The organism is Oerskovia sp. Root918 (assembly GCF_001428945.1).
Taxonomy (GTDB): Bacteria; Actinomycetota; Actinomycetes; order Actinomycetales; family Cellulomonadaceae; genus Oerskovia; species Oerskovia enterophila.
Genome location: NZ_LMJG01000002.1, coordinates 144,362 through 166,057, shown reverse-complemented (window position 1 = coordinate 166,057; position 21,696 = coordinate 144,362). Strand labels below are relative to the sequence as shown.

Here is a 21,696-nt window from a genome sequence, read left to right as displayed (position 1 = left end):
GCGACGCTCAGGCCTTGCGCATGTACGCCCGTACCGTGAGCGGCGCGAAGACCGCGACGATGACCGCGGCGCCGAGCAGCGAGATCACGGCGTCCGCACCGAGCACGCCGTTGTTCGTCAGCTCCCGGACCGCCGTGACCAGGTGCGAGACCGGGTTGAGGTTGACGAAGCCCTGGAGCCAGCCCGGCATGGTCTCGGGCTGGACGAACGCGTTCGAGAGGAACGTGAGCGGGAACAGGACGATCATCGAGATCCCCTGGACGCTCGACGCGGTGCGTGCGACCACCCCGAAGAACGCGAAGATCCAGCTCACGGCCCACGAGCACACGATCACGAGCAGGGCCGCCAGGACTACCGACCCCAGGCCGCCCGCCGGGCGGTAGCCCATGACGTAGCCCATCGCGAACGTGAGCGTCGTCGCGATGCCGTACCGGACGGTGTCCGCGAGCAGCGCCCCCGACAACGGCGCGATGCGCGCGATCGGCAGCGAGCGGAAGCGGTCGAACACGCCCTTGTCCATGTCCTCGCGGAGCTGGACGCCCGTGACGACCGACGTCGTGATGACGGTCTGGACGAGGATGCCCGGGATGATCGTGGGCAGGTAGCTCACGACGTCGCCCGCGATCGCGCCGCCGAAGATGTACGTGAACATCAGCGTGAACAGGATGGGCTGGAGCGTCACGTCGACGAGCTGCTCGGGCGTCCGACGGATCTTGAGGATGCCGCGGTACGCCATGGTGAACGTGTTGCGGACCGTCTGCCCGAGGCTCGTGCGGTTCGTCAGGTCGCGGTCGGTCGCGGCCTGGATCTGCTCCCGGGGAGCAGTGAGGGTCGTGGTCATCGCAGGGCCGCCTCTCGCGTGGTGCCGGTGGTCGGTACGGGCGCGCCGCCCGTGGGGCTCGGGGTGGCGTCCGCGCCCGGCTCCTCGGCCGCGACGCCGTGACCCGTGAGGGTCAGGAAGACCTCGTCGAGGCTCGGCTTGTCCATGCTGATCGAGTCGACGCCGATGCGGGCCTCGCGCAGCCGGACCAGCAGGTCCGTGACCTCGTCGGGACCCGTCACGGGCACCGTGATGCGTCGGGCCTCGGGGGACGTCGTCGCGGGCACGCCGAACGTGGCCTCGACGATGTCGAGGGCCGACCCCAGGTCCGCGGCCGCGACCAGCCCGAGCTGGAGCGACTGGTTCCCGACCGCGTCCTTGAGCTCGTCGGCCGTGCCCTCCGCGACGACGCGCCCGCGGTCGATGACCGCGATCCGGTCGGCCAGCTGGTCGGCCTCGTCGAGGTACTGGGTCGTGAGCACGACCGTCGACCCCGTCGCGACGAGCTCACGGATCGTGTCCCACATCTGGGCGCGCGTGCGCGGGTCCAGGCCCGTGGTCGGCTCGTCGAGGAAGATCAGGGGAGGCTGGGCGATGAGGCTCGCCGCGAGGTCCAGACGGCGGCGCATGCCGCCAGAGAAGTTCTTGAGCGGACGCGTCGCGGCCTCGGTCAGGCCGAAGGTCTCGAGCAGGTCGGCGGCCTTGCGTCGCGACTCGGCGCGCCCGAGGCCGAGCAGGCGCGAGAAGATCACGAGGTTCTCGGTCGCGCTGAGCGTCTCGTCGACCGAGGCGTACTGGCCCGTGACGCCGATGAGCTGGCGCACGACCTGCGCCTCGCGGACGACGTCGTGCCCGAAGACCCGGGCCTCGCCGGCGTCGGGGCGCAGGAGCGTGGCGAGCATGCTGATGGTGGTGGTCTTGCCGGCGCCGTTGGGGCCGAGCACGCCGTACACCGAGCCGGTGCGGATGCTCAGGTCGACGCCGTCGACCGCCCGGTTGTCGCCGAACGTCTTGACGAGGCCGTGTGCCTCGACCGCCCATTCGTGGGTCATGGATTCCTCCTGGTTGCTGGTGGGTCCAGCCTCCGGGAGGGGCCTGTCACGCCGGTGTCACGGCCCTGTCATGCCGCTGCCGCGGGAGTCGGGGGGAGTGAGGGGAGCGAGAGAGGGCCGTCGTTCCCGCAGGAACGACGGCCCTCTTCGGTCCTGCGGCCCAGGCGCGACGGCGGGCGGCAGCGACAGGTGGTGAGCGTCAGGCGCGGACGCGGAGCGTGAGCAGCGTCCAGGTGAGCGACGTGATGAGGAGCCCGGCGCCCAGCATGTGCGCGGCGACCAGGATCTCGGGCAGTCCCGTGAAGTACTGGACGTAGCCGATCAGCCCCTGGAGGAGCGTCACCCCGACGAGCACGAGGACGGCCTTGCGGGCACGGGCAGGGGCGGTGGCCTGACGCAGGACCATGACCGTCAGCACGACCAGCACGACGAGGAAGAGCCACACCGAGGCCGCGTGCGCCTTGCTGATGAGCGCCGGGTCGAGGGAGAAGCGGTAGGCCACCTCGTCGTCGCCCCCGTGCGGGCCCGAGCCTGTCGCCAGGACACCCAGGACCAGTAGCGGGACGGCCAGGACGGCCAGGACCCGGCCGACCAGCGTGGTCCGCCGGTCCACGGCGGCCGTGGGCTGCCCGTCGCCCTCGCCGGAGCGGTACAGGAGGTACGCCGAGACCGCCACGAGCGCGGCGGAGACGAGGAAGTGGACACCGACCACGGCAGGGTGCAGGTGCAGGAGGACCGTGACGCCGCCGATGAGGGCCTGCAGGGCCACCCCGATCAGGGGGAGCGAGCTCGCCCGCCGGAACGACGTGGAACGCGTCGTGTCCGTCCAGAGGAGCACCAGGACCGCGAGCGCGATGATCCCGACGACACCCGTGAGCGTGCGGTTGCCGAACTCGATCAGGGGGTGGATGGACATCGCCGAGTGGAACTCGGGCGTGAAGCTCCCGGGCTCGCACAGCGGCCAGGTCGAGCAGCCGAGGCCGGACCCGGTCAGACGCACCGCGCCGCCCGTGACGATGATGCCGATCTGGCCGACGAGGTTCGCGACGAGGACCGGTCGGGTCCAGCGGCGGAAGCGGTCGACCTTCGCGTACCAGGCGGGCGAGGTGGGTACCGGGGCGAGTTCTGCGCTGCTCACCGTCCAAAGGTAGCCGCGGGGACAGTGCGGCCCTCAATCGCCGAGGACCCGTGCGGGTGTGAGATTGGCCCGCAGGAGACCGCCGGAAGGGAACCGTGACGGGACGGTGCGTCGTTCCCGACGGATCATGGCCATTTCGATACCCTCACGGGACCTTTCGATACATTCCAGGGGGTTTTCGTGACCGTTTCCCGACCTGCTCGCCGCATCCAGGGGATCGGAGCGCTCGCGGTCGCCCTGCTGGTGCTGGCCGGCTGCACGCCAGGAGCGGACCCGCAGGAGACCCCGGCCGCGGGTGAGACCTCGCCCGCCTCGGGAGGGACCGGGACGACCGACGAGGAGGCGGGCGGTGACGCGGCTCCCGGGCAGACGGTCGGCGAGGAGTCCGGGACGGATGCCGGTGCCGGGGCGGGGACGGCCGGATCCTTCGACCGGACCGCGACCCTGGTCGTCCGCCCCGAGGGCTTCACCTCGGCGAGCGCCTTCCCGTCACGCGCCGGCTGGACGACGCTCGGATCGACCGGCAGGTGCACCGTGTCCAGCACCGCGACGAGCGTGCCCGACGAGGACCAGGTCGCTGCGGAGCGGGACATCTCCCTCGTCGCGCTCGCAGACCTCATGGCTCGCGAGCAACGGGCGAGCGACCCGTCGAGCGTCTCCGAGGTGCTCGTGGCCGACGGCAGCCCGGGGGAGCCCCGCGGGACGAACGCGGCCGTGCAGGAGTGGACCGTCGAGCGCGCAGGCACGGTCGTGCGCAGTCGTGTCCTGGTCCGGTCGGTGTGGACGCGCCTGTACACCGGCGAGGGGCTGCGCGAGAGCACCTACGTGGCCTTCGAGTGCACCGGGACCGCGGTCGACGAGGCGGCCTGGGCGACGGCACTGGCACAGGTGCGCCTCCCGTCCGCGGGCGGGGAGACTGCCGGCACGTGGCGGTTCGAGTGATGCGGGTCCGTCCCACGGTGAGCCGATGGCCGGGGTGCTCCCGGCGCCGGGCGACGGACTCAGTGCCAGCGGAACAGCTTGCCCGCTCCCCAGCCGAGCGCCGCGGTCCACCCCAGCAGCACGACCACGGAGAACGCCGGGACCTCGCCGAGGAGCAGCGCGCCGCGCATGGCCTCGCCCAGCGCGCCCGAGGGCAGCAGCAGCGCGACCTGCTCGAGCGCCCCGGGGAGCTGCGCGGCCGGGACCAGCACGCCTCCCGCGACGGTCAGCAGGACCAGCAGCAGGTTCGCGACCGCGAGCACGCCCTCGGCGCGCAGCGTCCCCGCGAGCAGGAGCGCGAGGCTCGTGAACGCCGCGGTGCCGAGCAGCACCGCGAGCAGGGCCGGCAGGATGCCGGCCGGGTCCGGGGACCATCCGAGCGCGAGCGCGACCCCACCGAGCACGACGACCTGGACGACCTCGACCGCGAGCACCCCGAGGATCTTGCCCGCGAGCAGCCCGCCCCGGCCCAGCGGCGTCGTGGACAGCAGGCGCAGGACGCCGTTGCGCCGGTCGAAGGCCGTCGCGATGGCCTGCGAGGTGAAGGCCGTGGACATGACGGCGAGGGCCAGGACGCCGGGCGTCACGAAGTCGATGCGCGAGTACCCCTGCGTGTCGAGGTCGATGAAGGTCGTGCGGGCCAGGCCCACGAGCAGCATCACGGGCAGGATGATCGTCACGAGCAGCTGCTCGCCGTTGCGCAGGATCATGCGCGTCTCGAACGCCGTCTGCGACGCGACCCGCCGCCACGCGGGGGCGGCGCCGTCCGCGAGGGCCGCCCCGTCGGTCGGGGCGGGCCGCTCGGCGACCGGGCCGGTCGTCGTCTGGTCGGTCATCGGAGCTCTCGTCCTGTCAGGTCGAGGAAGACGTCCTCGAGGGTGCGGCGGCCGATCGTGATGCGTGAGGCGAGCGCGCTCTCGTCCGCGAGCCAGGCGGTCACGACCGCGACGGTCGACGGGTCGACCGGCCCGGTCACGCTGTACGAGCCGGGCTGCGTCTCGGTCACGGTCCACGCGGAGGTGGGCGACGTCGTCGGGCCTGCCTCGACGCGCCGGGCCAGCGCCTCCACGTCCAGTCCCGCGCGCGCCTCGAGGCGCAGCGTGCGGTTCCCGTCCGCGGACGGGCCCGCGTGCAGCAGGTCGGCCGTCGCGCCCGAGGCGATGACCTGCCCGTGGTCCACGACGTAGACGTGGTCCGCGAGGTCCTCGGCCTCGTCCATGAGGTGGGTCGTCAGGACGATCCCGACGCCGTCCGCGCGCAGCTCGCGCACGAGCTCCCACACCGCGTGCCGGCTCTGGGGGTCCATGCCCGCGCTCGGCTCGTCGAGGAACACGACCTCGGGGCGGCCGACGATCGCCGCGGCGAGCGCGAGGCGCTGCCGCTGACCGCCCGACAGGCGTCGGACCGTGGTCCGGGCGAAGCTCGCGAGGCCCAGGCGCTCCGTGATCTCCGCCACGTCGCGAGGGTTCGCGTACATCGACGCGACGTGGTGCAGCATCTCGAGCGCGCGCACGCCCGTGGGCAGGCCGCCGTCCTGGAGCATGACCCCGACGCGCGGGCGCAGGTCGCGTGCGCTCAGCAGGGGGTCGAGCCCGAGCACCCGCACGGCGCCCGCGTCCGGGGCACGCAGCCCTTCGCAGCACTCGATCGTGGTGGTCTTGCCGGCCCCGTTGGGGCCGAGGACGGCGGTCACGGCGCCTCGTGAGGCGGTCAGGCTCAGGTGGTCGACGACCGCCCGGCCGTCATAACGCTTGACCACGTCCTGGAGGACGACGGCGGGGGAGTCGGGCACGGTGGCGATTGTAGGGGAGCCGCCTGGGGCCCGCTGTGAGGTACGCCTTGCTTGCGTCGGACCATTTAGCGCATGAGACTGTTACCTATATCGACCTGTCCCCGGGGCTCTTGCGCGCCCGCGGACCAGGCGAGGCGGATCCCAGCAGGCCGGACGACGTGGAGGTGAGGCATGACGCACGATGCACGCACGTCGGGTGCAGCCCCCCGCTCGCTGCCCGCCGTCGCGCTCGGCAGTGACGCATCCCACGTCGCCCTCGACGGTGACGGGACCACGCGCGAGCGCGTCCTCTCGCTCATCGTGACCGACGGGCCCGTGAGCGCCGCCTCGCTCGCGACGGACCTGGGCCTCACGCCCGCAGGCGTCCGCCGCCACCTCGCGCAGCTCGAGACCGACGGCCTCATCTCGGTCCACGACTCGGGCACCACCACGGGCATGCGCGGACGCCCCGCACGGCACTACGTCGCGACGAACCGGGGCCAGTCCGAGCTCTCGGGGGCCTACCCCGACCTCGCGACCCAGGCCCTGCGCTTCCTGCGCGACGTCGCGGGCGAGGACGCGGTCGAGGACTTCGCGCGTCGTCGCCTCGAGGAGCTCACGGACCGCTACGCGCCCCGCATCACGGCCGACGACGTCGCGGGCCGCGCCGAGCAGCTCGCCGCGGTCCTCGCCGAGGACGGGTTCGCGGCGAGCGTGCGCCCCGTCGCCGGGACCGCGACCGTCCAGCTCTGCCAGGGGCACTGCCCGGTCCAGCACGTGGCCGAGGAGTTCCCCCAGCTCTGCGACGCCGAGGCCCAGGTCTTCTCCCAGCTCCTCGGCTCGCACGTCCAGCGGCTCGCGACCCTCGCGGGCGGCGGGCACGCGTGCACCACCAACGTCCCCGTGCTCCCCGCGGTGACCCGCGCACCCGAGGCGAGCGACGCCGTCGGGCACGAGACCACCGGACGTCGCGCCACCGCGCGCGGACCGCGCGCCCCGGCGCACCCCCCAGCACGACACCCCGAACCGACAGGTTCATCGACCACCGCCCCACCGCCCCCCTCCGTCGTCGACGGAACGTGGAAGGAATGACATGAGCGCTCCCACCCAGGACACCGCTGGCGTGTCCCAGAGCACCGGCCAGTCCGACGAGGAGATCATCGCCTCGATCGGCTCCTACGGCTACGGCTGGCACGACAAGGACGACGCCGGTGCCACCGCGCAGCGTGGCCTCTCCGAGGCGGTCGTGCGCAACATCTCGGCGCTCAAGAGCGAGCCCGAGTGGATGCTGAACTACCGGCTCAAGGCCCTGCGCCTGTTCGACAAGAAGCCCATGCCCAACTGGGGCAGCGACCTGTCGGGCATCGACTTCGACAACATCAAGTACTTCGTGCGATCCACCGAGAAGCAGGCCACCTCGTGGGACGACCTGCCCGAGGACATCAAGGACACCTACGACAAGCTCGGCATCCCCGAGGCGGAGAAGCAGCGCCTCGTCGCGGGCGTCGCGGCCCAGTACGAGTCCGAGGTCGTCTACCACCAGATCAACGAGGAGCTCGAGAAGCAGGGCGTCATCTTCCTCGACACCGACACCGCGCTGCGCGAGCACCCCGAGCTCTTCCAGGAGTACTTCGGCACCGTCATCCCCTCGGGTGACAACAAGTTCGCCGCGCTCAACTCGGCCGTGTGGTCCGGCGGCTCCTTCGTCTACGTCCCCCCGGGCGTCCACGTCGAGATCCCGCTGCAGGCCTACTTCCGCATCAACACGGAGAACATGGGCCAGTTCGAGCGCACGCTGATCATCGCGGACGAGGGCTCGTACGTGCACTACGTCGAGGGCTGCACCGCCCCGATCTACTCGAGCGACTCGCTGCACTCCGCGGTCGTCGAGATCATCGTCAAGAAGAACGCCCGCGTGCGGTACACGACCATCCAGAACTGGTCGAACAACGTGTACAACCTCGTCACCAAGCGTGCGACGGCGGCCGAGGGCGCGACCATGGAGTGGGTCGACGGCAACATCGGCTCCAAGGTCACCATGAAGTACCCCGCGATCTACCTGCTCGGCGAGCACGCCAAGGGCGAGACGCTGTCGATCGCGTTCGCGGGCGAGGGCCAGCACCAGGACGCGGGCGCCAAGATGGTGCATGCGGCCCCGCACACGTCCTCCTCGATCGTCTCGAAGTCCGTGGCGCGCGGCGGTGGACGCACGTCCTACCGTGGCCTCGTCCAGGTCCTCGAGGGAGCGGAGCACTCCGCCTCCACCGTTCTGTGCGACGCGCTGCTCGTCGACCAGATCTCCCGGTCCGACACCTACCCGTACGTCGACGTCCGCGAGGACGACGTCTCGATGGGTCACGAGGCGACCGTGTCGCGCGTGAGCGAGGACCAGCTGTTCTACCTCATGTCCCGAGGCATGGCAGAGACCGAGGCCATGGCCATGATCGTGCGCGGGTTCGTCGAGCCCATCGCGCGCGAGCTGCCCATGGAGTACGCGCTCGAGCTCAACCGCCTCATCGAACTGCAGATGGAAGGGTCCGTCGGCTAAATGACTACTACTGCGAGCACCACAGAGACCGAGCCGATCGGCCTGAGCACGGACCACACGCAGGCCGTCCAGGACGGCGCTCACTCGCACGGGGTCGGCGGCACGCCGCAGGGATCCCGCGCCGAGCGCATCACCTCGTTCGATCCGACCGTCATCACCGTGCCCACCGGGCGCGAGGAGGAGTGGCGCTTCTCGCCGGTCCCGCGCCTCGCCCCGCTGTTCGCGGCCGAGCTCGGCAGCGCCGGCGTGCGCACGACCGTGGTCGACGCCCCCGAGGTCACGGTCGAGATCGTCGGCCGGGACGACGAGCGGCTCGGCCGCGCGGGCGTCCCCGGCGACCGCACCGCCGTGACCGCGTGGAACGCGTTCGCCGAGGCGACCGTCGTGACGATCCCGGCCGAGGCCGTGGCCAGCGAGGTCACGTCCGTGCGCATCGAGGGCCTGTCCGACGAGCCCACCGCGACGCACCTGCTGATCCAGGCCGAGCGTCACAGCGAGTCCGTCGTGGTCATCGACCACGTGGGCTCCGCGACGCTCACCGAGACGGTCGAGATCGTCGTCGAGGACGGCGCGCACCTCACGGTCGTGTCGGTCCAGGACTGGAGCGCGGGCGCCGTGCACGCGAGCTCGCACCGCGCCCGCATCGGCCGCGACGCCAAGCTCAAGCACGTCGTCGTGACGTTCGGCGGCGACGTCGTGCGCGTGACCCCGGACGCCGAGTTCACCGGCACCGGTGGCGAGGTCGAGATGGTCGGCCTGTACTTCGCGGACGCCGACCAGCACCAGGAGCACCGTCTCTTCGTCGACCACGCTGTCCCGAGCTGCAAGTCGCGCGTCACCTACAAGGGCGCGCTGCAGGGCGAGGGCGCGCACACGGTCTGGGTCGGCGACGTGCTGATCCGTACCGAGGCCGAGGGCACCGACACCTACGAGCTCAACCGCAACCTCGTCCTCTCGGACGGCGCGCGGGCCGACTCGGTGCCGAACCTCGAGATCGAGACGGGCCTCATCGAGGGTGCCGGGCACGCCTCGGCGACCGGTCGCTTCGACGACGAGCAGCTCTTCTACCTGCAGGCCCGTGGCATCCCCGAGGCCGACGCCCGTCGCCTCGTGGTCCGCGGCTTCTTCGCGGAGCTCATCCAGGAGATCGGTGTCCCGTCGGTCGAGGAGCGTCTGCTCACCTCGATCGAGGCCGAGCTCGCCAAGTCGATGAGCGTCATCGAAGGCCGGTGACCGGACCCGCATGACTGCACAGCTTGCTTGCATGACCGACGACGTGGCGCCCGAGGAGGCGCTGCGCGTGGAGCTCGAGGGCGAGAAGGGCCCCGTGGAGGTCGCGGTCGTCCGCGACGGCGACGGGAACTGGCACGCCATCTCGGACATCTGCTCCCACGGCGCGGTCTCGCTGTCCGACGGCGAGGTCGAGGGCTGCTTCATCGAGTGCTGGCTGCACGGCTCGCAGTTCGACCTGCGGACCGGCATGCCGACCGCGCTGCCCGCGATGCGCCCTGTGCCCGTCTACCCGGTCACGATCGACGGCGAGCGCGTGCTCGTCGACATCGACCAGACCGTCTCCCCGTCCTGACCCCTGAACTTTCTCGATACTTTCCGAATACTGGAGAACACCACATGTCCACTCTGGAGATCCGCGACCTGCACGTCAGCGTCGAGACCAAGGAAGGGCCGAAGCCGATCCTGCGCGGCGTCGACCTGACCATCAACAGCGGCGAGACCCATGCGATCATGGGCCCCAACGGCTCGGGCAAGTCGACCCTCGCGTACTCGATCGCCGGTCACCCCAAGTACACGATCACGAGCGGCACCGTGACGCTCGACGGCGAGGACGTCCTCGCGATGACGGTCGACGAGCGTGCCCGCGCCGGCATGTTCCTCGCCATGCAGTACCCCGTCGAGGTCCCGGGCGTGTCCGTCTCGAACTTCCTGCGCACCGCGAAGACCGCGATCGACGGCGAGGCCCCTGCGCTGCGCACGTGGGTCAAGGACGTCAAGGGCGCCATGGAGAACCTGCGCATGGACTCGTCCTTCGCCGAGCGCTCGGTCAACGAGGGCTTCTCCGGTGGTGAGAAGAAGCGCCACGAGATCCTGCAGATGGAGCTCCTCAAGCCGAGCATCGCGATCCTCGACGAGACCGACTCGGGCCTCGACGTCGACGCGCTGCGCATCGTCTCGGAGGGCGTCAACCGCGCCAAGGCGAGCACCGACGTCGGCGTGCTGCTCATCACGCACTACACGCGCATCCTGCGATACATCAAGCCGGACTTCGTGCACGTGTTCGTCGACGGCCGCATCGCCGAGGAGGGCGGCCCCGAGCTCGCCGACCGCCTCGAGAACGAGGGCTACGACCGCTTCCTGACCGGCGCGGCCACGGCCTGACCCGGCCGGCCGCCCGTCGGCCTCCCGCCCGCCGGTCCGCCGGCGGGCACCTGACACACCCGAGGAGACTTCCGATGACCACCACCGACACCGTGCGGGCCGGGCTGAGCGCCACCGAGCTCGCCGCCGTGCGAGCCGACTTCCCGCTGCTCGCCCGCACGGTGCGCGGTGGCCGTCCGCTCGTCTACCTCGACTCGGGCGCCACGTCGCAGAAGCCCCAGGTCGTCCTCGACACCGAGGTCGACTTCTACGAGGAGCGCAACGCCGCGGTGCACCGCGGTGCGCACCAGCTCGCGGAGGAGGCGACCGAGGCGTTCGAGGACGCCCGGTCCGCGGTCGCGCGCTTCGTCGGGGCGGACGCCGACGAGATCGTGTGGACCTCCGGGGCCACGGCCGCGATCAACCTCGTGACGTACGCGCTGTCGAACGCGACGATCGGTCGCGGGGGAGAGGCGGCCCGCCGCTTCGCCCTCGCGCCGGGCGACGAGATCGTCCTGACCGAGGCCGAGCATCACGCGAACCTCGTGCCGTGGCAGGAGCTCGCGGCGCGCACCGGAGCGGTGCTGCGCTGGTTCGGTGTCGACGACGAGGGGCGCATCCGCGTCGACGAGGCGGCCTCGGTCATCACCGAGCGCACGCGCGTCGTCGCGTTCACGCACGCCTCGAACGTCACGGGCGCGATCACCCCGGTCGCGCCGATCGTGGCGCGGGCCAAGGAGGTCGGGGCGCTCACGTTCCTCGACGCGTGCCAGTCCGTGCCGCACCTGCCGGTCGACCTGCACGACCTGGACGTCGACTTCGCCGCGTTCTCGGGCCACAAGATGCTCGGCCCCACGGGGATCGGCGCGCTCTACGGGCGGCGTGAGCTGCTCGAGGCGCTGCCCCCGGTCACGACCGGCGGCTCCATGATCGAGGTCGTGACCATGACGGAGGCGTCGTACATGCCGCCGCCGCAGCGCTTCGAGGCCGGCACGCAGGCCGTCGCGCAGATCGTCGGCCTCGGTGTCGCGGCGCAGTACCTCGAAGAGCTCGGGATGGAGAACGTCGCGGCCCATGAGCACGACCTCGCGGTCGAGCTGCTCCGGATCGCGGACATCCCGGGCGTGCGGGTCATCGGTCCGAGGACGCCCGAGGACCGCCTCGCGGTCGTCTCGTTCGTCGTCGAGGGCGTCCACGCCCACGACGTGGGCCAGGTGCTCGACGACGCCGGCATCGCCGTGCGGGTCGGTCACCACTGCGCCCAGCCCCTGCACCGACGGTTCGGGGTCGCCGCCACGGCGCGCGCCTCGGCCTCGGTGTACACGACGTCCGAGGACGTCACGGCGTTCCGGGAAGGTTTGGCGGGGGTCCGGGCGTTCTTCTCAGTGGACTGACGCGCGCACGTCCACGTCGACCGTGGGCGCGACCCGTCTCGCCCCCGCCTTCCAGCGAACCGCAGGATGCACCGAAGGAGCAGGACCCCAGCAATGAGCAGCTCGATGGAGCAGATGTACCAGCAGGTCATCCTCGACCACGCGAAGTCCCCGCACGGGCGCGGCTTCGTGGAGCTCGCGGAGGGGCACCTGCACGGTGAGTCCCACCAGATCAACCCCACGTGCGGTGACGAGGTCACCCTGCGCGTCGAGTTCAACACCGCGGACCCCGCGGCCCCCACGATCTCGCGCGTGAGCTGGGAGGGTCAGGGCTGCAGCATCTCGCAGGCCTCGCTGTCCGTGCTCACCGACCTGGTGACCGGAGCCCCCGTCGCGGAGTCCGAGCACCTCGGCGAGCTCTTCCGCCAGCTCATGCAGTCGCGCGGCAAGGGCCTCGACGACGAGCGCGAGGACGAGCTGGGTGACGCCACGGTCTTCACGGGCGTCTCGCAGTACCCCGCGCGTATCAAGTGCGCCCTGCTCGGCTGGGCCGCGCTGCGTGACACCCTGGCGACGTCCGGAGTCCTCGCGGGCCCGGGCACCGCCTCTCAGCCCTCGCTCGACCACCCTCTGTCCCCGCAGTCCCCCCAGGAGAACCGATGACGACCGAGACCCCCGCCGCCTCTGCGGCACCGACCCCGCCGACCGCGGCCGACGTCGAGGAGGCCATGCGCGACGTCATCGACCCCGAGCTCGGCATCAACGTCGTCGACCTCGGGCTCGTCTACGGCATCCAGGTCGACCAGAACAACCACGCCGTGATCGACATGACGCTCACGTCGGCGGCCTGCCCGCTCACGGACGTCATCGAGGACCAGACGGCGCAGTCCCTCGACGGGCTGATCGACGGCTTCCGGGTCAACTGGGTCTGGATGCCGCCGTGGGGCCCCGAGAAGATCACGCAGGACGGCAAGGACCAGCTGCGCGCGCTGGGCTTCAACGTCTGACGCCCGCCTCAGGGACTTGCGTCGAAGGGGCCGTCGTTCCTCCCGGGACGGCGGCCCCTTCGACGTGCTCACCGGCTCACGCCACCGCGAGCCGGGGGACGGGCTCGGCGGCAGCCGGCCACCCGGCGCGAGCGGCGGCGCCCGGCGTCACTTCGAGTGCTTGTGGTTCGTCCCGGGGTAGACGGCGTCCACCTCGACCTCGACGAGCCAGCCGTTGACCGGCAGGTTCTCGATCTCGAGCGCGAACCGCGAGGGACGCGCCTCGTTGACGACCATCGGCTTGGTCGTCACGGAGCCGAGCTGGACGTCGAGCGTCGCGCCCGTCGCGAGGTTCGTGTTGGCGAAGAACTGCCGGTACGCCCGGTTCCACCCGGCGAAGTCCATCTTCGCCTCGCCCTCGGGGTTCTGGAGGAAGACCCGCATCGAGACGACGTCCTCGTAGGACAGCCCGGCCTTCGTGAGGTTCTCACCGATGCGCATGAGGGCGTTGATGCCCTGGGCCTCGGTGAGGGTGACCCCGGCCGGCAGCTGGCCTCCCGGGAAGACGTCGGTCGGGATGTACCGGGCCTCGGCCGACACGCCGGGGGCCGTGTTCATCGCCGACGGACCGAGTCCCGAGGACTTGTACCAGGAGACGTTCTTGCCGATCGCGACGCCGTCGGCGATCGAGGCCGTGTCACCCGTGATGAACGAGACGGCCTCGGTCGGCGCGGGCTCGAAGAGCTTGCCCTTCGCGTAGGCGGTGCCCGGGACGGCGACGGCTGCGGTCACGACGACCGCGGCGATGATCTTGACGCTGTTCTTCATGAGGACCTCCAGTGGCGGTGCAGCGCGCGGGGCGCCTGGCACGTGTCGGTCCGGTGGGTACCGGATGGCGAGGACCGTAGTGAGGTGCCGTTTCGGCGCGATGAACGCCGAGGTTCGGGCTGAAGTCGGGCCGATGCCTCGTATCGCCGGATCCGCCTGCAGAGGGCATCCGACAGGAACCTCGCGAAACAGACTTGTTACCCCCCGCAACTGTCAGGAAACGCCGAGGAACCGTCCAGGGAACCTGAGGCGCCTAGCGTCACGCACGGTGCTGGCGGCGGCACCCGGCGCTCGCGGCCGTGGACCCCCGTCCGTCAGACCGACAGATGAGAGGTAGGGCATCGTGGTCTCAGAAAACGGCTCCTCCGGCGTCTCGCGCCGCAACTTCCTCCAGGCAGTCGGCGTGGGCTCCAGCGCCGGTGTCATGTTCGCGACGATGGGCGCCGTCGGGCTCGCCCCGACGGCCGCGGCGCAGCCGCGGAACGAGTCCTGGACGCCCCCGAGGGGCAGCGACTTCTCGCTGACCGGGCGCTCCGCCAAGAAGGTCGTGGTCGTCGGTGCGGGGCCCGCCGGGCTCGCGTCGGCGTACGAGCTGCAGAAGGCCGGATACCGGGTGACGGTGCTCGAGGCCCGTCACCGTGCGGGCGGCCGGACGCTGACCATACGCAACGGCGACTCCGAGACGGACATCAACGGCGTCAAGCAGACCGCCCGGTTCTCCGACGGCACGTACATGAACGCGGGCGCCGGTCGCATCGCTCAGTGGATGGTGACCATGGACTACCTGCGCGAGCTGGGTGTGCCGTACGAGGTCTTCACCAACGCCAACGCCGACGCCTACCTCTACAACGAGCGCTCGGGCGCGACCCCGGGCAACCCGGTCCGGTACCGCACGGCCAAGGCCGACGTGTTCGGCTACACCTCGGAGCTGCTCAGCATGGCGGCCGACCAGGGTGCGCTCGACCAGAAGCTGACCGCTGCGGACAAGGAGAACCTGCGGTCCTTCCTGCGCAGCTGGGGGTCGCTGACGGCCGACGGGAAGTACCAGGGCGGGAGCAACCGCGGGTACTCGGTCTACCCGACGGCGTGGAACGAGCACGGCACGCCGCTGCCCGGACCGGGCACGGTTTCGGAGGTGCTCGCCTCGAAGGTGGGGCAGTACTTCCCGTTCGAGATCAACTGGGAGCAGTCGATGCTCATGTTCCAGCCCAAGGGCGGCATGGACACGACCTACGAGTACTTCGTGCGCGCCATCGGCAAGCAGAACGTGCTCTTCAACTCACCGGTCACCGGGGTCGAGAACACGAGCCGCGGGGTCAAGGTCACCTACACGGCGGCGAACGGCAAGGCCCGCCAGATCGACGCCGACTTCGCGATCGTGTCCGCCCCGGCAGGGCTCATGCGTCGCTGGAGCACCAACTGGGGCCCGGACATCGACGCGGCGCTGGGCGAGTTCGCGGTCGGCTCACCCGCGGGCAAGATCGGCCTGCAGTACCGGTCGCGCTTCTGGGAGGACGACCACCGCATCTACGGCGGCATCACTGAGACCGACATGGACCTGGCCCACATCTGGTACCCGTCCTACGGGTACGGGGAGCGCAAGGGGCTCGTCGTCGGCTACTACAACACGGGGGCCAACGCGCGGGCCTACGCGGACATGGCGCCCAAGCAGCGCGAGCTGCGCGCGGTCGAGCAGGGCGTCAAGATCCACGGCGAGAAGTACCGGACCGAGCTCGAGAGCTCGTTCTCGATCGCGTGGCACAAGGTGCCGTACATCGAGGGCGCCTGGGCGTACCCGAACACCGAGTCCGCGCGCTTCAAGCAGCTCCAGCAGGGCGCGGGCAACGTCTACTTCGCGGGGGACTGGATGTCCGAGATCTCCGCCTGGCAGCACGGTGCGTTCTGGTCGGCGCGGTACGCCGTGCAGAACCTCCACCAGCGCGTCATGTCGAGCTGACGCGGTGAAGGGGTCCGGGGTCCTCGGCTCGCCCGAGGGCCCCGGACCGCGGCTCGCCGCCCGAGGCAGGCTCGTCAGCCCTGGGTACGGGCTCCGAGCCCGTGCGCCGGAACGCCGGGATCCTATCCGACCTGGCGCTCTCACCCGTCGGCGGGCAGGAGAGGTGGGTGCTCCAGGACGCGTGGGCGGTACTCGACGATGTGGATCCCGGTGTCGAAGGTGCGGTGGTCGATCATCTCGAGGGCGACGTCTGGATAGCCGTCGTAGATCCGCTCGGCTCCGGTCGCACCGGTGATCACGGGGAACATCCCGACCCGGAACCGGTCGACCAGCCCCGCCCGCAGCAGCGTCCGCGCCACGCTGAGGCTGCCGATCGTGCTCAGGAGCCCGTCCTCGTCGGCCTTCATGGCGCGGACGGTCTCCACCGCGTCGCCGCGCACCAGCGTGGAGCTGGCCCACGTCAACGGTTCGGTGAGCGTGCTGGAGAAGACCACCTTCCTCGCCGCCGTGAGCTCGTCGACCGACGCCTCCTCGTCTGCGGTGAACTCGTCGGTCCCCGCCGGCATCTGCCCGGCCGCGAAGCCCGACATCAGCCGGTAGGTGTTCGCGCCCATCAGGTACGTGACCTCGGGTTGCTCCTCGAGCCACGCGAGGTACTCAGGGCCCTCGAGCCCCCAGAACCCGGGCCAGCCCTCGCCCGACGCGTAGCCGTCGAGCGAGGTGATGAAGTCCACGAGCAGCTCAGCCATCGGTCCGTCCCCGTCCTCGGTGCTCCCGTGCAGTGATGCCGCTCGACGGCGGCCTGGTCTCACTCGTGAGACGGCTGCGCGACCGAGAACTCATCGGTCGGTCGGAGGTGCACGTGCGCTGGGCGCTCACGGACGGTCCGACGACCGCCGTCAGGGTGAGCGGGAACGGGACCGCTCAGAGCGTCGACGCCTCGAGCGCGTTGCAGTCCTGGAACGACCCGCCGTCGTAGCCCGTCATGAACCAGCGCTGGCGCTGCTCACTCGATCCGTGCGTCCACGCCTCGGGGTTCACCGAGCCCGTCGCGGACTGCTGGATGCGGTCGTCGCCCACGGCCGAGGCTGCGGAGAGGGCATCCTTCAACTGCTCCTGCGTGATGGGGGCGAGGTACGCCACGCCGGTCTGGGGGTCGATCGTCGTGGCCGCGTTCCCCGCCCACATGCCCGCGAGGCAGTCGGCCATGAGCTCGATGCGCACCGAGTCGGACTCGGGCCCGGTGCCCGAGCGGTCCGCGGACGACATGGCCCCCGAGAGCTGCTCGATGTGGTGTCCGAACTCGTGCGCCACGACGTACTCCTCGGCGAGCGGACCGCCCGAGGAGCCGAAGCGGTCGCGCAGCTCGTCGAAGAAGGACACGTCGATGTACACGGTCTGGTCCGGCGGGCAGTAGAACGGCCCGACCGCACTGGTCGCCGCGCCGCACGCGGTCTGCGTCGAGCCCGGAAAGCTCACGACGTCAGGGACGACGTAGGCCACCCCGACCTGCGTGGGCAGCGCCTCGGCCCAGTAGGCGTCGAGGGACTGTGCGGTCGCGGACAGCCGGCACTCGCGCTCGGTGTTGGCCTGCTCGACCGTGCACTCCTCCACGAACTGCTGCTGCCCCGTGTCCTCGGTGCTGGTCGACTGGACCTGCTCGCCCACGGCCCCGAGCACGCTGCCCAGGTCGCCGCCGTTGAGCAGGGCGACCACGACCGCCACGAGCACGGCCGCGATGCCGCCGCCCGCGATCGCAGGACCCTTGCCACGGCCGCCCTTGCGGACACGGCCGCCCTCGAAAGAACCACCCTCGTTGAACGTCACAGGTCAACGCTACCCGTCGCCGCAGGTCACGGCGCCCTGCGGGCGCTGTCCGGTCGGCGATGCCCCGGCGTGGCTCGCCGTGCGCGGGAGCCGTCGGCGGGGAGGCCGCCCTTCGCTGCCCGACGGCGCAGCCCGCCGCGCGCTCTCGCCGCGCCCGGGTGCGGCTCGTCCCGGAGGGGAGCGACGACGTCGGGCAGGAAAGGTGGTCGCCGAGAACGAGGTTGCGGTCGTTTCAGGGCTCAGAACGAACGCAACCTCGTTCTCGGCACCCGCGACCTGACCAGGAACAGAGCAGTACGGCCCCCGCGGCGGTCCGGTCCGCAGCCGGCCCACCCACTGTGACGGACCAGCCCGCGAAATCCCGTTCCGTCCGCAGCCGCGCGGCACTAGAATCGGTGGCGTTTGTGTCTCGCACACGGCGCGGTCCCGCGCCGGGCAAGACTCCTGGACACCCCACGACCCCGCCGGAGGAACTCTCTGTGATCACTGCCCATGCCGTCGAGCTGCGCGTCGGCGCCCGCGTCCTGCTGGACGAGGCGTCCTTCCGCATCGCTGCCGGAGACCGGATCGGTCTGGTGGGTCGCAACGGAGCGGGCAAGACCACCCTGACGAAGACCCTCGCGGGGGAGACCCAGCCCACAGCCGGGCAGATCGTGCGCACGGGCGAGGTCGGCTACCTGCCGCAGGACCCCCGTACGGGCGACCTCGACGTGATCGCGATGGACCGCGTGCTCTCGGCGCGCGGGCTCGACGTCCTCGTGCGCAAGATGCGCGAGACCGAGGGCGAGATGGCGAGCGCCGACGCGGACACGCACCTGGCCGCGATGGACCGCTACCCCAAGCTCGAGGAGCGCTTCACGGCCGCTGGCGGGTACGCGGCGGAGAGCGAGGCGCAGCGCATCACCTCGAACCTGGGCCTCGACGAGCGCATCCTCGCGCAGCCGCTCAACACGCTCTCGGGTGGTCAGCGCCGCCGCATCGAGCTCGCACGCATCCTGTTCTCGGGCGTCGAGACGCTCCTGCTCGACGAGCCGACGAACCACCTCGACGCCGACTCGATCCTGTGGCTGCGCGACTACCTGAAGAACTACTCGGGCGGGTTCGTGGTCATCAGCCACGACGTCGAGCTGCTCTCGGCGACCGTCAACAAGGTCTTCTACCTCGACGCGAACCGCGGCGTCCTGGACCAGTACAACCTGGGCTACAAGGCGTACCTCGAGCAGCGCGAGACCGACGAGCGTCGTCGCCGCCGCGAGCGCGCCAACGCCGAGAAGAAGGCCGGCACGCTGCTCGCGCAGGCCGAGAAGATGCGCGCCAAGGCGACCAAGGCCGTGGCCGCGCAGAACATGATCAAGCGCGCCGAGCGCATGCTCTCGGGCCTCGAGGGCGAGCGCGTGAGCGACAAGGTCGCCAAGCTGCGCTTCCCGACCCCCGCCCCGTGCGGGCGCACCCCGATCACGGCCGAGGGGCTGTCCAAGTCCTACGGGTCGCAGGAGATCTTCGCGGGCGTCGACCTGGCGATCGACCGCGGCAGCCGGGTCGTGGTGCTCGGGCTCAACGGTGCCGGCAAGACGACGCTGCTGCGCATCCTGGCGGGCGTCGAGAAGGCCGACACGGGTGAGGTCATCGCGGGGCACGGGCTCAAGCTGGGCTACTACGCCCAGGAGCACGACACCCTGGACATGGACGTGACCGTCGTCGAGAACCTGCGCCACGCGGCGCCGGACCTCACGGACACGCAGGTGCGCTCGGTCCTCGGCTCGTTCCTGTTCTCGGGCGACGACGCCAACAAGCCCACGCACGTGCTGTCGGGTGGGGAGAAGACGCGCCTCGCGCTCGCGACCATCGTCGTGTCGGGTGCGAACGTGCTGCTCCTCGACGAGCCCACCAACAACCTGGACCCGGCCTCGCGGGCGGAGATCCTCGACGCGCTCAAGAACTACGAGGGGGCCGTGGTCATGGTCACCCACGACGACGGCGCGGTCGAGGCGCTCTCTCCCGAGCGCGTCCTGCTGCTGCCCGACGGCGACGAGGACCTGTGGAACGACTCCTACGCCGAGCTCATCTCGCTGGCCTGATCGACCGGTCTGCTCCCTGGAGCAGGCGGGCCGTTCGTCGTTCCCGGCGGGCGGGTCGGTGCGGCGGACGCTGCGGGTGTGGTGCGGCGGTCAGGTCCGTGCGTCGTCGTGCGCGGAGGGCTCGTGCGCGGCCGCCTGGGCGTCGAGGAGGGCGTCCTCCTCCTCCTCGGCGGTCGGCCCGCGCCGACGCCGGGGAGCGGGCTCCCCGGGGGTCCGGCCCGCGGCGCGCTGCTCGCCGAGCAGGTCTCCCGCGGTCACGGTCTCGCGCTTCTCGCGGCGGATCAGGATGAGGAAGCCGCCGATCGCGCCCGCCGCGAACACGAACCACTGGAACGTGTAGGACAGGTGCGAGCCGGGATCGGTGTCCGGGACGGCCAGGGCCCGCAGCGAGGCCGCGGGAGCCGGGTCCTCGGCACGGAGCGAGCCGTACGCGCCGACGGTCATCCCGTCGGCCCACGCGCCGCCGTCGGGCCCCTCGGCGAGCACCTGGGCCGTGTTGATGGCCTGGACCTGCCCGTCGGGTGCGTCGCGGCTCGACGCGGGCTCGTCGGCGCGCAGGCTCACGGTCACCTCGACGCGGCCCGACGGCGGAGCGGCCACCTCGTCGGGTGCGCTCGCGTCGGCGCCCAGCGGGACGAAGCCGCGGTCCACGACCATGACGACCGGCTCGCTGCCGTCGGTGGGCTCGGTGACGAACGGGACCAGGACGTGGAACCCGGCCTTGCTGCCGACCGGACGGTTGCGCAGGAGGACGCTCGCCTCGGGGACGTAGCTGCCCTCGAGCGTGACCTGCTGCCACACCCGCTGCGGGTCCAGCTCGGCGCCCGGCCCTGGCAGGACGTCAGCGAGCGGGACCGGCGTCGCGTCGTAGTTGGACTCGATGATCTCGATCTGGGCCGATCGCGACTCGTACCGGTGCCACTGCCAGCGGCCCGCGAGCACGCAGAGCGCCGCCACGAGCAGGACGCCGAGCGCGAGCGTGATCCACTGGCGGACCGTCCGGGGCTCGGCCTTGGCGTCGCGCGCGACGTCCCGGGCGAGCTCGGCCGCGTCGGGGGTGCGGGCCCGCGGGCTGGAAGGCTCGGCGCTCTGCGGGGTGTCGGGGACCTCGGGGGAGGGAGGCGTCACAGCTCGGGCCGACGTTCCAGGTCGGCGACCGGCACGGTCTGCTTCCAGAAGTCCCGGGCGCCCAGGAACGTCTCGAGGTGCTCGCGGTGGTCGTCGCACGCGAGCCACACCTTGCGACGCTCGGGGGTGTGGAGCTTGGGGTTGTTCCACAGCAGGCCCCACGCCGCCTCGGCGCGGCAGCCCTTGGCGCTGCACAACAGCTCACCCTCGTCGACGGGGTCGGCGAGGTGGAGGAGGTCAACCATCGTGCGGCTCCTGCTGGGTGGGTCGGTCGGTGGGTCGGTCAGTGGCGGGGCCGGCGGCGGACCGGTCGGAAGGCTCGTCGGTCGGCGGCGGGGCGGGGGCGTCCGGGGCGGCGGGGGAGTCGGGGTCCTCACGGCGGACCCGGCCCTCGTCGTCGAGCTCGACGACGCGCCCGAGGCTCGGGTGGTCAGGGGCGGCCTCCACCTGGAGGCGCTCCATGGGCGAGACGTCGTAGGTCCTCTGGTCCCGCCCGGCGTTGACGAGCAGCACCGCGACGTACGGGAGGACGATCGCGGCCCCGATCAGGACGAACGAGAACCACCCGTGGACGATCACGGCCGCGAGGAAGCACACGAGCCGGATCCCCATCTGGATGAGGTAGCGCTTGGTGCGCCGGGCCTGGTCCTGCGCGAGCGACTCCGGTGCGTCCGAGATGCTCGGCACCTTGTTGTTGCTGCTCACCCCTCCATCCTACGTTTGTCGGAACCCGACAAAGGACCCCGGTCGCCTGTGATGGTCCCTGCGCGCACGCCGTCGGGCGCTCGCGGTACGGTCGTTGCGGCGACGTGCCGGACGAGCGGGGGAATCCCCGC

At 71.3% G+C, this 21,696-nt stretch carries 22 protein-coding genes; 11 read left to right on the top strand and 11 right to left on the bottom strand.

Going from position 1 to position 21,696, the window contains the following annotated elements; genetic code table 11:
• Positions 1 to 7: 7 nt before the first annotated feature.
• The 3 genes from ASE27_RS05550 to ASE27_RS05540 all read right to left on the bottom strand — a co-directional run bounded on the left by ASE27_RS05550 (position 8) and on the right by ASE27_RS05540 (position 3,010).
• Entirely contained in the window at positions 8 to 841 is an 834-nt protein-coding gene (locus ASE27_RS05550) for an ABC transporter permease (protein ID WP_056647205.1), read from the bottom strand.
• The gene (locus ASE27_RS05545) at positions 838 to 1,872 is read right to left on the bottom strand and encodes an ATP-binding cassette domain-containing protein (RefSeq protein WP_056647202.1); all 1,035 of its coding nucleotides are present in this window, start codon (positions 1,870 to 1,872) and stop codon (positions 838 to 840) included. The genes ASE27_RS05550 and ASE27_RS05545 overlap by 4 nt, the downstream gene beginning before the upstream one ends.
• Before the next feature lie 199 nt (positions 1,873 to 2,071).
• On the bottom strand, positions 2,072 to 3,010 hold the full coding sequence (locus tag ASE27_RS05540) for a heme A synthase (protein ID WP_056647197.1): 939 nt from the start codon (positions 3,008 to 3,010) through the stop codon (positions 2,072 to 2,074).
• Positions 3,011 to 3,190: 180 nt separating this feature from the next.
• Here ASE27_RS05540 and ASE27_RS05535 point away from each other — a divergent pair, with 180 nt between their 5' ends.
• Entirely contained in the window at positions 3,191 to 3,952 is a 762-nt protein-coding gene (locus ASE27_RS05535) for a hypothetical protein (RefSeq protein WP_056647194.1), read from the top strand.
• Between the two features lie 59 nt (positions 3,953 to 4,011).
• On the opposite strand, the gene ASE27_RS05530 is transcribed toward ASE27_RS05535, so the two are convergent.
• Both ASE27_RS05530 and ASE27_RS05525 read right to left on the bottom strand, forming a co-directional pair.
• Positions 4,012 to 4,827: an ABC transporter permease gene (locus ASE27_RS05530; RefSeq protein WP_056647191.1), complete on the bottom strand. Its 816-nt coding sequence runs from the start codon at positions 4,825 to 4,827 to the stop codon at positions 4,012 to 4,014.
• A complete protein-coding gene (locus ASE27_RS05525; RefSeq protein WP_056647189.1) occupies positions 4,824 to 5,783 on the bottom strand; it encodes an ABC transporter ATP-binding protein in 960 nt (319 codons plus the stop codon). The genes ASE27_RS05530 and ASE27_RS05525 overlap by 4 nt, the downstream gene beginning before the upstream one ends.
• A 171-nt stretch (positions 5,784 to 5,954) precedes the next feature.
• Between ASE27_RS05525 and ASE27_RS05520 the strand changes: the two genes are divergently transcribed.
• The 8 genes from ASE27_RS05520 (at position 5,955) to ASE27_RS05485 (ending at position 13,063) form a co-directional block, all read left to right on the top strand.
• Positions 5,955 to 6,854, top strand: a complete 900-nt coding sequence (locus ASE27_RS05520) for a metalloregulator ArsR/SmtB family transcription factor (protein WP_056647186.1) — start codon at positions 5,955 to 5,957, stop codon at positions 6,852 to 6,854.
• Between the two features lies 1 nt (position 6,855).
• Positions 6,856 to 8,310 (top strand): Fe-S cluster assembly protein SufB, encoded by a 1,455-nt coding sequence (sufB, locus tag ASE27_RS05515; protein ID WP_056647181.1) that lies wholly within the window; start codon positions 6,856 to 6,858, stop codon positions 8,308 to 8,310.
• Positions 8,311 to 9,543: a Fe-S cluster assembly protein SufD gene (gene sufD, locus ASE27_RS05510; protein ID WP_056647179.1), complete on the top strand. Its 1,233-nt coding sequence runs from the start codon at positions 8,311 to 8,313 to the stop codon at positions 9,541 to 9,543.
• Positions 9,544 to 9,553: 10 nt separating this feature from the next.
• Positions 9,554 to 9,895, top strand: coding sequence for a non-heme iron oxygenase ferredoxin subunit (locus tag ASE27_RS05505; protein WP_056647177.1), 342 nt, complete (start codon positions 9,554 to 9,556; stop codon positions 9,893 to 9,895).
• Between the two features lie 44 nt (positions 9,896 to 9,939).
• Entirely contained in the window at positions 9,940 to 10,704 is a 765-nt protein-coding gene (gene sufC, locus ASE27_RS05500) for a Fe-S cluster assembly ATPase SufC (protein ID WP_056647175.1), read from the top strand.
• 74 nt (positions 10,705 to 10,778) lie between these two features.
• Complete coding sequence (locus ASE27_RS05495) at positions 10,779 to 12,077, top strand: cysteine desulfurase (RefSeq protein ID WP_056647173.1); 1,299 nt, start codon at positions 10,779 to 10,781, stop codon at positions 12,075 to 12,077.
• Positions 12,078 to 12,170: 93 nt separating this feature from the next.
• Entirely contained in the window at positions 12,171 to 12,719 is a 549-nt protein-coding gene (sufU, locus tag ASE27_RS05490; RefSeq protein WP_056647170.1) for a Fe-S cluster assembly sulfur transfer protein SufU, read from the top strand.
• Positions 12,716 to 13,063, top strand: coding sequence for a metal-sulfur cluster assembly factor (locus tag ASE27_RS05485; protein ID WP_056647167.1), 348 nt, complete (start codon positions 12,716 to 12,718; stop codon positions 13,061 to 13,063). The genes sufU and ASE27_RS05485 overlap by 4 nt, the downstream gene beginning before the upstream one ends.
• 147 nt (positions 13,064 to 13,210) lie before the next feature.
• Here the strand turns inward: ASE27_RS05485 and ASE27_RS05480 are convergent, their stop codons facing one another.
• Positions 13,211 to 13,870 carry a Rid family hydrolase gene (locus tag ASE27_RS05480; RefSeq protein ID WP_056647164.1) on the bottom strand — a complete coding sequence of 220 codons (660 nt, stop codon included), beginning with the start codon at positions 13,868 to 13,870 and terminating at the stop codon, positions 13,211 to 13,213.
• 343 nt (positions 13,871 to 14,213) lie between these two features.
• Here ASE27_RS05480 and ASE27_RS05475 point away from each other — a divergent pair, with 343 nt between their 5' ends.
• Positions 14,214 to 15,827, top strand: a complete 1,614-nt coding sequence (locus ASE27_RS05475) for an FAD-dependent oxidoreductase (protein ID WP_056647161.1) — start codon at positions 14,214 to 14,216, stop codon at positions 15,825 to 15,827.
• A gap of 140 nt (positions 15,828 to 15,967) precedes the next feature.
• Here the strand turns inward: ASE27_RS05475 and ASE27_RS05470 are convergent, their stop codons facing one another.
• Together ASE27_RS05470 and ASE27_RS05465 are read right to left on the bottom strand one after the other, a co-directional pair.
• Positions 15,968 to 16,576 (bottom strand): dihydrofolate reductase family protein, encoded by a 609-nt coding sequence (locus ASE27_RS05470; RefSeq protein ID WP_056647157.1) that lies wholly within the window; start codon positions 16,574 to 16,576, stop codon positions 15,968 to 15,970.
• A gap of 175 nt (positions 16,577 to 16,751) precedes the next feature.
• A complete protein-coding gene (locus ASE27_RS05465) occupies positions 16,752 to 17,654 on the bottom strand; it encodes a neutral zinc metallopeptidase (protein ID WP_056647154.1) in 903 nt (300 codons plus the stop codon).
• 479 nt (positions 17,655 to 18,133) lie between these two features.
• Here ASE27_RS05465 and ASE27_RS05460 point away from each other — a divergent pair, with 479 nt between their 5' ends.
• On the top strand, positions 18,134 to 19,732 hold the full coding sequence (locus tag ASE27_RS05460) for an ABC-F family ATP-binding cassette domain-containing protein (protein WP_056647151.1): 1,599 nt from the start codon (positions 18,134 to 18,136) through the stop codon (positions 19,730 to 19,732).
• A 90-nt stretch (positions 19,733 to 19,822) separates the two neighbouring features.
• Here ASE27_RS05460 and ASE27_RS05455 read toward each other — a convergent pair whose 3' ends face one another.
• The 3 genes from ASE27_RS05455 to ASE27_RS20565 are packed head-to-tail and all read right to left on the bottom strand — an operon-like array spanning position 19,823 to position 21,565.
• Positions 19,823 to 20,860, bottom strand: coding sequence for an SURF1 family protein (locus ASE27_RS05455; protein WP_235535364.1), 1,038 nt, complete (start codon positions 20,858 to 20,860; stop codon positions 19,823 to 19,825).
• Positions 20,857 to 21,105, bottom strand: coding sequence for a hypothetical protein (locus ASE27_RS05450; RefSeq protein ID WP_056647148.1), 249 nt, complete (start codon positions 21,103 to 21,105; stop codon positions 20,857 to 20,859). The genes ASE27_RS05455 and ASE27_RS05450 overlap by 4 nt, the downstream gene beginning before the upstream one ends.
• Positions 21,098 to 21,565 (bottom strand): DUF3099 domain-containing protein, encoded by a 468-nt coding sequence (locus tag ASE27_RS20565; RefSeq protein ID WP_235535363.1) that lies wholly within the window; start codon positions 21,563 to 21,565, stop codon positions 21,098 to 21,100. The genes ASE27_RS05450 and ASE27_RS20565 overlap by 8 nt, the downstream gene beginning before the upstream one ends.
• Positions 21,566 to 21,696 lie beyond the last annotated feature (131 nt).

Bases quoted from the DNA above. Each gene is read 5' to 3' on its own strand.
- sufU (WP_056647170.1), top strand. From the start codon at position 12,171: ATGAGCAGCTCGATGGAGCAGATGTACCAGCAGGTCATCCTCGACCAC.
- ASE27_RS05530 (WP_056647191.1), bottom strand. From the start codon at position 4,827: ATGACCGACCAGACGACGACCGGCCCGGTCGCCGAGCGGCCCGCCCCG.
- sufB (WP_056647181.1), top strand. From the start codon at position 6,856: ATGAGCGCTCCCACCCAGGACACCGCTGGCGTGTCCCAGAGCACCGGC.
- ASE27_RS05550 (WP_056647205.1), bottom strand. From the start codon at position 841: ATGACCACGACCCTCACTGCTCCCCGGGAGCAGATCCAGGCCGCGACC.
- sufC (WP_056647175.1), top strand. From the start codon at position 9,940: ATGTCCACTCTGGAGATCCGCGACCTGCACGTCAGCGTCGAGACCAAG.
- ASE27_RS05495 (WP_056647173.1), top strand. From the start codon at position 10,779: ATGACCACCACCGACACCGTGCGGGCCGGGCTGAGCGCCACCGAGCTC.
- ASE27_RS05470 (WP_056647157.1), bottom strand. From the start codon at position 16,576: ATGGCTGAGCTGCTCGTGGACTTCATCACCTCGCTCGACGGCTACGCG.
- ASE27_RS05505 (WP_056647177.1), top strand. From the start codon at position 9,554: ATGACTGCACAGCTTGCTTGCATGACCGACGACGTGGCGCCCGAGGAG.
- ASE27_RS05450 (WP_056647148.1), bottom strand. From the start codon at position 21,105: ATGGTTGACCTCCTCCACCTCGCCGACCCCGTCGACGAGGGTGAGCTG.
- ASE27_RS05545 (WP_056647202.1), bottom strand. From the start codon at position 1,872: ATGACCCACGAATGGGCGGTCGAGGCACACGGCCTCGTCAAGACGTTC.
- ASE27_RS05485 (WP_056647167.1), top strand. From the start codon at position 12,716: ATGACGACCGAGACCCCCGCCGCCTCTGCGGCACCGACCCCGCCGACC.
- ASE27_RS05480 (WP_056647164.1), bottom strand. From the start codon at position 13,870: ATGAAGAACAGCGTCAAGATCATCGCCGCGGTCGTCGTGACCGCAGCC.
- ASE27_RS05520 (WP_056647186.1), top strand. From the start codon at position 5,955: ATGACGCACGATGCACGCACGTCGGGTGCAGCCCCCCGCTCGCTGCCC.
- sufD (WP_056647179.1), top strand. From the start codon at position 8,311: ATGACTACTACTGCGAGCACCACAGAGACCGAGCCGATCGGCCTGAGC.